Below are 11999 nucleotides of genomic sequence, written 5' to 3' on the forward strand. Positions count from 1 at the left end.
TGGGTGCGAGCGCACCGTAGGCACCTTCCAGCTGGGCTGTAAAGCGCCGAACGGCGGCCGGGTGCCCATTTTGTACACACCTTGAAGTAAATCGATCAGGCCACCCGGAAGCGGCAACTCCTCGTCGACGGCCTGCTCCGGCGACCACCGCGGCCACGACCGCGCGGATCACGCCGGCCTCGTCACTCCGCTTTGGCGAAGTAGGGAACGGTCTCGTCGTGCTCGCCGTCACCGGACTTTTCGAACCGGACCTCGACCCGGACGCCGGCGAGGTCTTCCTCTGGGTCGAAACCGCGCAGTTCGGTCCACCACCACGGACCCTCCACGAGCTCGACGATCCCCACCACCGACCGGTGGGTGCCGCCGGCGGGTAGCCGTGTGTGGGGCACCGACCACGTCACGACGGTCCCCTCCCCCGAAGCCGGGACGTGCTCGAAGCGGGCCCGGTCGAAGGAAGTGTCCGTACGTGGGTCGAGCACCTCGCCGGTCACGGTGTCGCGCACCAGCAGGAACTCGCCGCGCGCGGTGCCGTCGAAGAACGCCGACGTCGCCGCGTCGCGGCGGACGGGGAACAGGGCCATTTCGAACGTCCTTTCTAGACGGTGCCGAGCACGAGCGTCGCGTGGTGGTCGAGGGTGCCGCCGTTGCCGGACACCAGGACCCGGTCGTGCCGCTCGGCCTGCCGCTTCCCCGCCTGCCCCCGGGCCTGGATGACGGCCTCGGACAGCGGGGTCATCCCCCACAGGTAGTACGACGACAGCTCGCCGCCGCCGGTGTTCACCTTCAGCTTCCCTTCCGGGCCCAGCATTCCCGGCTGCGCGAGGAACGGCCCGCCCTCGCCCTTCTCGCAGAACCCATAGTCCTCCAACGTGATCAGCGCGGTGAAGGTGTAGCAGTCATACACCTCGACGACGTCGATCTCGTCCAGCTTCGTGTCCGCCATCCGCAGCGCCGCCGGGCCCGAGCGCGCGGCACCGCTGACGAGCCCGAAGTCGTCGTTGCGCACGCCGGTGCGGCCGGGGTGGGCCTGGGCCCAGCCCAGCACCTCGATCGGCGGCTGCGCGAGCGTGCGGGCACGGTCCAGTGAGGTGATCACCAGCGCGATGCCGCCGTTGGAGACCAGGCAGCAGTCGAGCAGGTGGAACGGCTCGGAGATCCAGCGCGACGCGTGGTAGTCCTCGAGGGTGATCGGCGTGCGCAGCTGCGCGAGCGGGTTCATCGTGGCCCACTGCCGCTGGGCGACCGCGATGGCGCCGAAGTGGTCGTTGGTGGTGCCGTACCTCTGCATGTGCCGTCGGGCGGCCAGCGCGTAATAGGTGTTGGCGCTGTACAGGCCACCCGCGGCCATCATCCCGCGCCACCCGGTGGGCAGCGAGGCCGCCGACTGGTAGGCCGCGCCGGCTCCGACGTTTTCCTTGAGCGGGTCGTCGGCCCAGACGACGGCGATCGTGGACGCCATCCCGGACCGGACGGCCATCGCGGCGTACTGCACCATCTGCGCCGCGGTGGAGCCGTAGCCCTGCATCGACGTGAGCAGGTTCAGGTCGGTGAGCCCGAGCGTGCCCTGCAGGCCCAGGTCGACACCGCTGCCGAGGCCGCTGGACATGATCAGCCCGTCGAGGTCGCTCAGCTCGAGCCCGGCGTCGGCAACGGCGTTGCGTACGGCGATCGAGGCGAACTCGTTCGCGGTGTGGCCGTAGACCTTGCCGATCTCGCTCATGCCGAGACCGGCGATGGCGGTGCGCACGGTCATGGTCACTTCCCTTCCCAGCGCGGTTCGCGCTTCTCGGCAAAGGCACGCATGCCTTCTCGCGCGTCTTGTGTGGTCATCAGAAACGCTCCCTCGGTGGCACTGCGGGCCCAGTCGGCGTCCTCCGCGGCGACCTTTCCGCCGGTGATGCCCTTGGCGATCCGCTTGGTCACCTGCACCGCGACCGGCGCGTTGGCCAGGATCCGGTCGGCCAGCGCGAAGGCGGCCGGCAGCAGCTCGTCGAACGGCACAATCCGGTTGACCAGGCCGAGTTCCAGGGCGCGCCGGGCGGACAGCGGTTCTCCGGTGAGCATGACCTCCATGGCGATCTTGTCCGGGATCTGCCGTGGCAGCCGGAACGCCCCGCCCGCGCCGGCGAAGATGCCGCGTTTCACCTCGGGCAGCCCGAAGGCGGCGCTGTCGGCGGCGACGGCGAGGTCGCTGGCCAGGGTGATCTCCGTGCCGCCGCCGAGCGCGAAGCCGTTGACGGCGGCGATCGTCGGCTTGGAGATGTGGTGGGTCACGTAGCCGGCGAACCCCCAGCGGCGCAGGCGTTCGTCGTCGCCGCCGAGCTCGCCGGCCGCCGCGGCTTTCAGGTCGGCCCCGGCGCAGAACGCGCGGTCTCCGGCGCCGGTGATGATCACGCACCAGACGTCGGCGGTGTCCTCGGCGTACTCCAGCGCCTCGCCGACGCCGGTGGTCACCGCCCGGTTGACGGCATTGCGCGCTTCGGGCCGGTTCAACGTCACCAGCAGCACGTGCCCCCGCTGCTCGGCGAGCACGGCGTCGTCGCCCGCGACGGCGATCCGCTGTGGCTCGCCGTCGATGCTGCGTTCGGTCATGTCGCGAAGTCCTTTCTCAGAGACGGGCGGGTGCGGTAGCCGGGCTTTCCTCGAGCGCGCCCGCGTCGAGGAGGCGCTGGATCTCGTCCTCGGCCAGGCCGAGGACGTCGCGGAGCACCTGATGGGTGTGTTCGGCGGCCAGCGGGGCGGGCCCGAGCCGGGGTGGGGGCAGCGTTCGCGTCCTGGCCTCGCCGAGGTTGGTGACCAGTGCGCTCGGCAGCTGCGGCTGGACCAGCTCGCCGAACACACCCCGGACGCGCAGGTGCTCGTCGGCCCGCAGGTCCTCGACGCGCAGCATCGCCCCGGCGGACACGCCCGCGGCCTGCAGCTCGGCCGCCGCGGCCCGCGGGTCGCGGCTTGCGCTCCACTCGGCGAGCAGATCGCGCAGCTCGGCGCTACCGGCGCCGGGGTGGCCGATGGTCTTGGCGACCGCGGCGAAGTCGCTCTCGACGTCGACGACGAGCCATTCGTCGTCACCGGCCCCGGCGAAGACGCCGCGGTCGTTGCCCTCGGGCCGCGGCCCGGACCCGGGTACGAGGGACTCGGCGAGCAGCAGGTCCGCCATGGCGCCGAAGATCGCGTCGACCTGGGCGGTGCTCACCCGGCCTCCGGCGCCGGTGCGGTCGCGGCGGATCAGCAGCGCCACGATCGCCGCCGCGTTCAGCCGGGCGACGACGTGGTCGGGGAAGATCGTGATGGCGTCGCTGTAGCCGTCGGCCTCACCGGGATAGGACCACAGCTTCGACAGCCCCGCGCTCGCCCGCACCAGCGGCCCGTAACCGAGGCGCCGGCTCCACGGCCCGTGGTTCCCGAAAGCACTCGACTCGGACAGGATGACCCCGGGGTTCAGCGACCGCAGCGTGTCCATGCCGAACCCCAGCGAAGCCAGGGTGCCCGGCTTGAAGTTGGTCAGCACGACGTCGGCGCGGCGCACCAGCTCGGCGAACACCCGCTTGCCCTCGCCGCCGCGCAGGTTGAGCCCCAGGCTGCGCTTGTTGCGCATCCCCCAGCTCGCCCCCTCCGAGATCGCCTCGCCGCCGGGGGTCTGCCGGGCGCCGTCGGGGAACGCCGACGACTCGATCTTGATCACGTCGGCGCCGTAGTCCGCGAACAGCCGGCCGAGCTCCGCGCCGACGACGATGACCCCGAGGTCGAGCACCCGCAGGCCCTCGAACGGCAGCCGGCCCGGCCTGGCGCCGGGCAGTGGTGTCAGGCGGGCGTGCGTGGCCGAGACTGTTCCCTCGCCGAGCTCGGGCGCGCCGGCCCGCGCGGTGAGCCGGACGTCGTCGAGCTCGAACCAGCCCGAGTGCACGACGGCCCTGGCGCCGTCCACAGTGGTCTCGGCGAACGAGCCGTTCTCCCGGAACGCGGGCTGGGCGATCACCTCGTCCGCGCTCGCGAGCGCCGCGGCCGGCACGCCGTGCCGCTGCCCCTGCTCGACCGCTTCGGCGACGTCGAGGCGGGAGAACATCGCCCCGATCAGCGGGTACAGCCGGCCGGCGGCCGCGAACCGGGTCACCGTGCTGTCGTACTTCGGGTCGGCGAACTCCGCGGGCCGGCCGAGCCACTCGAACATGCCCTGCCACTGGCGCTTCGACAGCACGCAGACGCGCACCATCCCGTCCCGCGCCGGGAAGATCGGGTACAGGTGCCGCGCGTCGGGGCGGCCGCGGGGCAGGTCGCTCAGCGGCACCCCGGCGCGGGCGCTGCCGCCGATCCCGAACACCGGGTCCAGGATCTGGATCAGCGCCTCCTGCACCGAGAAGTCCGCAACGTCACCCTCCCCGGTGGCGCGCACGTGCGCCAGTTCCAGCAGGACGGTCCACACCGCCTGGGCCGCCGCGGACTCGTACAGCAGGAACTCGGGCGGCAGCAGCGGTTCGGTGACGTCCGGCAAACCGGACCGCGACAGCACGGTGCTCAGCGCGGCGTGCACGTCCGGCGTCGCGGTCCACCCCGACCGCGGCCCGGTGACGCCGAAGTCGCTCATTTCCACCACGACGAGCCGGGGACTGCGGGCGCGCAGTGACTCGGCGGTGGGGTTGCCCGGTTCGTCCCGCAGGACGACGTCCGCCGAAGCGGCCAGGGCGGCGAAGTCCGCCCGCCCTTCCGCGGTGCCGGAGTCGATCACGACGCTCTTCTTGCCGGCGTTGCGCAGCAGGAAGGTCAGGCTGCGTCCGGCGTGCACCACGCCGGACGCGCGGGCCGGGGAGCCGCCGGGGGCTTCGACCCGCAGCACCTCCGCGCCGAGGTCGGCCAGCACCCGCCCGACGGTCTGCAACGGCCCGTCGACCGCGTCGACGACGCGGATCCCGCTCAGCGGCCGGTCGATCAAGACGTCATCGTCCTGGGGCATGGTTCACTCCTTCGTGCGGCTCCTTTCCACTGTGGTCACCGCCAACCGCCTGGCACAGCGCAAAGACAGCCGGGAGAAGGTCGCCCGCGCGGACCGCAACACCGGCCAATTCGCGCAATGTGTACCGGCCGCGATCGGACCGGGCGCGCGGGTTCGAGAGGACTTACAGTGGCGCCGTGGAGCTGTCACAGCTGAGGGCTTTCGTCACGGTCTCGCGCACCGGCACCATCGCCGCGGCCGCCGAGCGGCTCAACGTCACCTCGTCACCGTTGAGCCGGACCATCCGCGAACTGGAACGCCACCTCGGCCAGGACCTCTTCGACCGCAAGTACCACCGGTTCGAGCGCACCCCGTTCGGGCAAGAATTCCTGCCGCTGGCGGTCGAAGTCCTCGCCCAGGCCGAGGAAGCACAGCGGTTCGCGGCGGGCACGGACGCTCCGCTGCGCATCGGTGCGACGCCGTGGACGTCGAAGGCGCTGACCCAGCGGCTCACGCAGGCCGCGGCCGCACACTCGCCCGGGACCCCGGAGTTCACATCCGACATTTCGTCGGTGCTCATCGAAGCCCTGCGGCACGGCGAGCTGGACCTGGCCCTCGTGCACCTGCCCGTGTCGGTCCCCGGCATCGCCACGGCAGGCCTGGCCCGCTACCGCTACTCGATCGCCGCCGCGGGCGATCCGGCCCTGCCGGAGGGCCGGCCGCTCCAGCTGGCGGACCTGCGCGGGCGCACCCTGCTGTCCTTCCCGCTGATGATGCAGCCGGCGCCCATGCAGGCCATGCTCGACGCCCTGACCGGCGCCGGCGTCGAATCCGTCGCCGAAGTCGACCTGCGCGACATCATCGGGCTCGAAGGGCGGATGGCCCGGACCGGCGAGCTGATGCTCGCCATCCTCAGCGACGACCTGCCCACGAGCCGGTTCCTCGACCTCGAACACCTGCGGACCTACCCCGTCACCGACGGGGAAATCCGGTTCGAGATCGGCCTGGCCTGGCGCAGCCGCGACTCCGTCCACCGCGACGCGCTCGAAGCGGTGACCACGCTCCTCCGCCCGGACGGCGACGACCTGCCCCTCATCGGCTGACGCCGGTCGGCAATGACGTGCGACTCGAGCAGGAAGGGGAGGCGACATCGCCGTAGACGCCGCTACTCCGGAAACAGTCGCTTCGAATTCGCCAGAGCAGCCCGCACAGCCTTCGCCTCCGGAGCCTTCAGCTCGTCGAACACGGCCAAGGCCTCCCGCAGCCGAGCGACGCCGTCTGCGACGTCCCCGGCTCCCCAAGACCATCGTCCAAGCCCTTCGAGCGCTCGTCCTTCCTGCAGGCGGATCCCGATGGCTCGCGACTGGTCGAGGGCCTGACGGTAAAATTCGCCGGCATCGCCCGCTTCGGGCCAGGCCATGGCAAGGCCGCCGAGATTGTTGAGGTTCTCGGCCTGCCACGCCCTGTCATCACCGAACAGAGTCTGGGCGCGCTTGAGGTACATGAGCGACAGCCTGAAGTTGCCGCCCGCGTGGTGCAGCCGACCGAGGTTGTTCAGGGCGACCGCTTCACGGGTTCGGCTGTCCAATCGGCTGTAAATGATCTGGGCGCTGCTGTAGCAGCTGTCGGCCATTCCGTAGTTGCCGCGCTCGAAATGCATCCGGCCGAGGTTGTTCAGGGCCCTGGCCTCGGTGTACCGGTCCCCCAGCTCTCGAGACAGGGAAAGCACTTGATCGAATATGCCGATCGCGCTCGCATAGTCTCCGCAGACACCGTAAGTACAGCCGATGCAGAGCAAGCTCAAGGCTTCTCCGAGCCTGTTGCCGAGCTCGACGTACAGCGCAAGAGCCCGTTCACCGTCAGCTCTGGCGGCGTCATGCCGCCCGAGCCGGAACTGCACGCTCGCGAGGCTGCCGAGTACACCTGCGATACCGAACGGATTCTCCAGCTTCTCATACAGCGCACGGGCACGGGTGAGGTACTCGATCGCTTCCGGGTACTCGGAGAGCTCCATTCGAGCGAACCCGATTTCGGTCAGCGCCGCGGCTTCGCCGAGCCGGTCGCCGGATCTGGCATACAAGTCCCGTGCTCGGATCAGGTCTTCGACCGCTGCGGGATAGTCTCCGAGCAGACTCTGCACCCGGCCCAGATCCGCGCGGGTGGCTGCTTCATCCGTGAGGTTGCCTGCCGCTTGTTCCGCGGCCAGCACGGCCTGGTCGATCCGGTGGGCGTCATGCCAGTATCCGTGCTGCTCGAGATAGGGGTGGAGCGCGACCGCGAGTTCCGCGGCCCGGTGCAGGTGGTCGTGGACCGCGGCATGGGTGATGCAGGCACCGAGGTTGGCGCGTTCCGCGCTCAACCACGCGATCGCCTCGCCCTCCGACTCGAATTCGTGTGTCCCCACCGGCGGCCTGGTGGCGATTTCCGGACGCGGGCCGCGGGTGGCGACGAATCGCGTCGCCGACCGGACAGCGTAAAGATAGTAGTCGAGCAGGCGCTCGAAGGCTTTGTCGTCCCCATCTTCGTTACTCAGGGTCAGGCTGTAGGCCCGGGTCAGATCGTGCAAGCGATAGCGACCGGGAGCCACTTCTTCCAGCAGGTGATTCAGGTACAGCGCATCGAGACGTTCACAGGTCGTTTCCGGATCTTCGCCGTCGAGCGCCGCAGCCGCGCGCGCCTCGATCTGGTTGCCGGAGTGGAGGCCGAGGCGACGGAAAAGACGCTTCTCGTCCGGGCTCAAGTCCCGGTAGGAGAGGTCGAACGCAGCGGCAACGGTTCGATTGCCCGCGCGGAGCATCGTGATTCGGTTGCGGGAGCGCCGGAGGTCATCGGCCAGCTGTTCGGGCGTCCAGCAGGGGTGATTTCGCAGCCGGCCGGCCGTGAGCGTGATGGCCAGCGGCAGGTACCCGCACATCGCCATCAACTCGGCCACGGCTCCGGGATCGTGTCGATGCGCACCGGTGTAGCGCTGAAACATCGCGGCAGCGTCCTGGGGCGGGAGGGTCTGCAACGAGACTGGACTGGCGTCGGCAACGGACTCGATCCGACGTCGGCTGGTGACCAGCACGAGGCTTCCGGGACTGCCGGGCAGCAGCGGCCGGACCTGCTCGTCCCCGACGGCGTCATCGAGCAGCAGCAGGATCTTCCGCCCCGCCAGCTTCTCGCGCCACAACCGGGCACGATCATCCAGACCGGCGGGAATGTCGATCGCGGGGACGCCCCAGAGAAGCAGCAGCGAAGCAAGGGCGTCACCAGGATCCACGGGTGCTTGCCCAGGACTGTGGCCGTGCAGTTCGAGGAAGACCTGGCCGTCGGGGAAATGGCCGGCGAGCTGGTAGGCGGCGCGGACCGCGAACGTTGTCTTCCCGATGCCCGGCATGCCGTCCACGACGTGGACGGCCATCCCCAGGGTGCCCTGACCCGCGGCGGTGGACACCGTCGCGGTGAGCTCGGCCAGCTCCTGACCGCGGCCGGTGAAGGCCGGGAGGTCACGGGGCAGCGTGGAGCGGCCGCTCATCGAAGCCGGCGAATGTACCGCTTCCGGCCGCCCTGCCGGTTGCTCCGCTTCCACCGGAAAAAGCTCTTCGGTACCCGGCGGACACGGGTGATCCGGCAGGCTGATCCAGCCGACGGTCACTGTCTCCTTCACGGCCACATGCACTGGCCGAAAGGCTGAGGAGTCCACGATCGTGCTACTACGGACGACTTCGTCGAAGAACCACGTTGAAGTGATCAGCGCGAGCACTCCCGGCGATTCGGCCAGCGCGATCTTGAGCTGAGGGGCCTCAATCAGGCGAAATGTCTGATTGATCGCGGGACCGGTCGCCCCTTGGTCATCGTAGGCGACTTCTCCCGCATGGAGTGCCATTCGCAGCCGGATCCGCTCCTCGGCCCGGTGCGTCTCATTGTGCCGCCGAAGTTCCCTGGCGAGGGCCACGGAAAGAACCTCGACGAAGGGTCCTTTGGGGATTTGTGCCGGCACGAGCACGAAAGCCCCGTCGCCGGTGCTCTCGTGCTTGCAGTCGAACCAGGGCACCCCGGCCTCCTTGAAGGCACGGCGTAGCGCGAGGTCGAGACCTTGTCGGACCACCAGCCGGTGCGGCGTGGTCCTGCCCTGGTGACCGTAACCTTCGATATCCACCGCGAGTACAGTGCGATGGACGACCAATCGTGAGTGCTCCATTTTCCCCCACACGCACTTGCCCAAGATTCGAGTGTATGGACGAGCCCGTCGGGGCAGCAATCCTGAAGTCGCCGAACGGCGCCCCGGAGCGGATGAATGGTCTCCCAGGTAAAACCGACGTAAAAAGTCAACGGTCGAACGAAGACCCGCATCACCTGATCACAGCGCTAATTGGCCGATGGACAGCAATTCTGGAGATCATTCCTTCAGGGGCGGTCTCGACGTTCTCCCCCTCGATGGCTGTCCGCGGCGTCCCGCCCGCCGCCCGCGATCGCGCGCTGCCGGCGATGCGCGCCTGCCGCAAATCGATCGGCAGCCGCAGCCGTGGGTTTGCCGTTTTGCCGTTTCGCTGCGCACCACCAGGTCGGTGCCGTAGCCTCGTGCGCGCCTTGGTCGAGGGAACTTGCGTTATCTGGACCTTCACGGCACCCGGCTCTGGTGCACCATGTCCTCGCCGCAGCACATTCCGCTCAAGGCCGACGTGCCCGGCGGGGCCGCGACCATCGGGGTCTCGCTGGTCGACCCCGACGGTTACTCCGTCGACATCTGCTGGGTCCACCGGGGCCGCCCGACCTGCAGCGCGCCCTGAAGCCGCGCGCCAAAGATCCCCTCACCCGGGAGCGCGGGCGCGATCGAGGGCCGAGGTTACGTCCTCGGCGAACAACCGGATTCCTCATTTCGGTGGCCGGAGATCGTCAGACGTGGAGGCAGACCGGCAGCATGTTCAGCCCGCGCAGCCTCGTGAACAGGTCCCCCCGCACCGATGTAGTTCACCGTGTCACCAAAACGCAATTCCGATGGACGCACGGTTCACGCTTTGACCGCGGCAGTGATCGAGTGGGCAGGATTCCCGATTCTGTCACGGATTCGTGTGCTCTTGTTGTCTGCCGCCTGTTGCTTGGTCTTTCGGACGGGATTTCTCGGCGGCGAGCTGAGCCGGTGGGTGCTGGACCTGGCCGGGTTGCGGTACGGGTGCGAACTGGACGGTGATGGACAAGCCGCCCTGGGGGCGTGCGGTGGCGGTGAGGGTGGCGTGGTGGGCTTCGGTGACGGCGTTGACGATCGCGAGGCCGAGACCGTGGCCGCCGCGGTGGTCGTTGCGGTCGGCTGAGAGTCGCTGGAAAGGCTGGAACAGCCGCTGGAGCTGGTCTTCGGGCACGACAGGTCCGCTGTTGGTGACCGTGATGGCCGCCCGGAGCCCCGAGGTTTCCGTGGTGATCCGGATGTGCCCGTCCGCATGGTTGTGGCGGACGGCGTTGTCGATGAGGTTCGTGGTGAGGCTTTCGATCAGTCTCGGGTCCCCTGCCGTCACCGCGGGCGTGAGGTGCACAGCGAGATCGATGCCGTTCTCGGCGGCCTGGTCGCGGCGCGAGGTGAGGACGCCGGTGACGACGTGCGCGAGGTCGACCGTTTCCCAGCGCGTGACGCCGCGTTCGCTGGTGGCCAAGGCGAGCAGCGAGGTGACGAGCCGTTCCTGCATCCCGCCCAAGGCCAGAGCTTCCCGGCAGGCCGCGCGGAGGGTGTCGGCGTCGGCGTCGGGGTCGCCGAGCGCGACTTCCAGGAGGGTCCGCAGGCCGGCCAGCGGTGTGCGTAGCTCGTGGGAAGCGTTGGCGACGAAATGCCGTTGGGCGGTGAAGGAGGCTTCCAGACGAGCGAAGAGGTCGTCGAGGATGTGGCCCAGTTCGGTCAGCTCGTCGATGGGTCCGCCGAGGTCGAGACGCTGGTCGAGGTTGCCGGCGGAGATGGCCTTGGCGGTGGCGGTGATGGCCCGCAGCGGCCGGAGGAACCGGCCGGCGACGAACCAGCCGGCCGCGACGCTGACGGGCACGAGCACGACGAGCGCAACCACGGTGCCGACGAGGAGCTGGTGCGGGCCGATCCCCTGCCCGGTCCCCGTGATCGCGGCCGGGGCCGGGCTGTGGGCGGGAACGGTCGACCGGATGCCGGCCAGGGGAAGGATCACGATGGCGAGGACCACGATCCCCGCGACGTAGACTCCGGTGGCGTAGAAGAGGGTGAGCCTGGCTTGCAAGGATCGGCTGGGCACCGGCTGCAGAACGGTCATGGTGGTCCGATCCGGTAGCCGCCTTCGCGGACGGTCTCGATCACCGGCGGGTCACCGAGTTTGGCGCGCAGCCGGTGCACGGTGTGCTTGACCGCGGACGTGAAGGGGTCGGCCGCCTCGTCCCAGACTCGTTCGAGGAGTTCTTCGGCAGAGATGACCAGGCCGGGCGTGGCCAGCAGGCATTCGAGGAGGGCGAACTCCTTGGGGCTGAGCTCGAGGCGCCGGCCGGCGCGGAACACGGCCCGGCGGGCCGGGTCGAGGCTGATGTCCCCGCACACGAGCGTCGGTGGCAGTGGCGGGGCGGCGCGGCGAGCGAGGGCCCGGACGCGGGCGACCAGTTCGGCGAAGGCGAACGGCTTCGGCAGGTAGTCGTCGGCGCCGAGCCCGAGGCCGGTGACGCGGTCCTCGACCGTGTCCGAGGCGGTGAGCATCAGCACGCGCGTCTCACACCGGTTGCCGGCCAGCTGACGGCAGATCTCGTCCCCGTGGACACCGGGCAGGTCCCGGTCGAGGATCACCACGTCGTAGCGGGTGACGGCCAGGCGGTCCCGGGCGTCGGTTCCGTCCAGGGTGACGTCGACGGCCATGCCTTCGCGGCGCAGCCCGGTCCCGATGGAGCGGGCCAGCACCTCGAAATCCTCGACCACCAGGACCCTCATCTGCCCAACGATGCCAGAAGCGGGGTTCCAGCCAGGTCGCAGCGGCTGCGACCGGGTCGCGACCGGGTGCTGCGTACAACCTCCGTCATGAGTCCATTGAGAACCGCCGGCTCCGGGATCGTCGTCTCCGGCCTGCGCAAGCGATACGGGGCGACCCGAGCTCTC

The 11999-nt window shown here is 69.7% G+C and carries 9 protein-coding genes; 2 read left to right on the forward strand and 7 right to left on the reverse strand.

Annotated elements, in window-relative coordinates; all coding sequences use genetic code 11:
• Positions 1-182: 182 nt before the first annotated feature.
• Genes A3CE_RS0107000 through A3CE_RS0107015 form a run of 4 tightly spaced genes read right to left on the reverse strand, consistent with a single transcriptional unit; the run spans position 183 to position 4948 of the window.
• A complete protein-coding gene (locus A3CE_RS0107000) occupies positions 183-581 on the reverse strand; it encodes a Zn-ribbon domain-containing OB-fold protein (RefSeq protein ID WP_020639361.1) in 399 nt (132 codons plus the stop codon).
• Positions 582-595: 14 nt separating this feature from the next.
• Positions 596-1753, reverse strand: coding sequence for a thiolase family protein (locus A3CE_RS0107005; protein WP_020639362.1), 1158 nt, complete (start codon positions 1751-1753; stop codon positions 596-598).
• A 2-nt stretch (positions 1754-1755) separates the two neighbouring features.
• Positions 1756-2592, reverse strand: a complete 837-nt coding sequence (locus A3CE_RS0107010; protein WP_020639363.1) for an enoyl-CoA hydratase-related protein — start codon at positions 2590-2592, stop codon at positions 1756-1758.
• Positions 2593-2608: 16 nt separating this feature from the next.
• Positions 2609-4948 (reverse strand): CaiB/BaiF CoA-transferase family protein, encoded by a 2340-nt coding sequence (locus A3CE_RS0107015; protein WP_020639364.1) that lies wholly within the window; start codon positions 4946-4948, stop codon positions 2609-2611.
• A gap of 176 nt (positions 4949-5124) precedes the next feature.
• Here A3CE_RS0107015 and A3CE_RS57330 point away from each other — a divergent pair, with 176 nt between their 5' ends.
• Complete coding sequence (locus tag A3CE_RS57330) at positions 5125-6030, forward strand: LysR family transcriptional regulator (protein WP_020639365.1); 906 nt, start codon at positions 5125-5127, stop codon at positions 6028-6030.
• 62 nt (positions 6031-6092) lie between these two features.
• Here A3CE_RS57330 and A3CE_RS0107025 read toward each other — a convergent pair whose 3' ends face one another.
• Positions 6093-9068, reverse strand: coding sequence for an ATP-binding protein (locus tag A3CE_RS0107025; RefSeq protein ID WP_020639366.1), 2976 nt, complete (start codon positions 9066-9068; stop codon positions 6093-6095).
• A 487-nt stretch (positions 9069-9555) separates the two neighbouring features.
• Here A3CE_RS0107025 and A3CE_RS56190 point away from each other — a divergent pair, with 487 nt between their 5' ends.
• Positions 9556-9699 carry a hypothetical protein gene (locus tag A3CE_RS56190; protein ID WP_020639367.1) on the forward strand — a complete coding sequence of 48 codons (144 nt, stop codon included), beginning with the start codon at positions 9556-9558 and terminating at the stop codon, positions 9697-9699.
• A gap of 270 nt (positions 9700-9969) precedes the next feature.
• On the opposite strand, the gene A3CE_RS0107035 is transcribed toward A3CE_RS56190, so the two are convergent.
• Together A3CE_RS0107035 and A3CE_RS0107040 are read right to left on the reverse strand one after the other, a co-directional pair.
• Positions 9970-11175: a sensor histidine kinase gene (locus A3CE_RS0107035; protein WP_020639368.1), complete on the reverse strand. Its 1206-nt coding sequence runs from the start codon at positions 11173-11175 to the stop codon at positions 9970-9972.
• Positions 11172-11834 carry a response regulator transcription factor gene (locus A3CE_RS0107040; RefSeq protein ID WP_020639369.1) on the reverse strand — a complete coding sequence of 221 codons (663 nt, stop codon included), beginning with the start codon at positions 11832-11834 and terminating at the stop codon, positions 11172-11174. Before A3CE_RS0107040 ends, A3CE_RS0107035 begins: the two co-directional genes overlap by 4 nt.
• Positions 11835-11999 lie beyond the last annotated feature (165 nt).

The sequence above is a fragment of the Amycolatopsis balhimycina FH 1894 genome, from assembly GCF_000384295.1.
In the GTDB taxonomy this organism is placed as follows: Bacteria; Actinomycetota; Actinomycetes; order Mycobacteriales; family Pseudonocardiaceae; genus Amycolatopsis; species Amycolatopsis balhimycina.

Coding starts and splice junctions, on each gene's coding strand:
- A3CE_RS0107000 (WP_020639361.1), bottom strand. CDS start 581: ATGGCCCTGTTCCCCGTCCGCCGCGACGCGGCGACGTCGGCGTTCTTC.
- A3CE_RS0107005 (WP_020639362.1), bottom strand. CDS start 1,753: ATGACCGTGCGCACCGCCATCGCCGGTCTCGGCATGAGCGAGATCGGC.
- A3CE_RS0107010 (WP_020639363.1), bottom strand. CDS start 2,592: ATGACCGAACGCAGCATCGACGGCGAGCCACAGCGGATCGCCGTCGCG.
- A3CE_RS0107015 (WP_020639364.1), bottom strand. CDS start 4,948: ATGCCCCAGGACGATGACGTCTTGATCGACCGGCCGCTGAGCGGGATC.
- A3CE_RS56190 (WP_020639367.1), top strand. CDS start 9,556: ATGTCCTCGCCGCAGCACATTCCGCTCAAGGCCGACGTGCCCGGCGGG.
- A3CE_RS0107035 (WP_020639368.1), bottom strand. CDS start 11,175: ATGACCGTTCTGCAGCCGGTGCCCAGCCGATCCTTGCAAGCCAGGCTC.
- A3CE_RS0107040 (WP_020639369.1), bottom strand. CDS start 11,834: ATGAGGGTCCTGGTGGTCGAGGATTTCGAGGTGCTGGCCCGCTCCATC.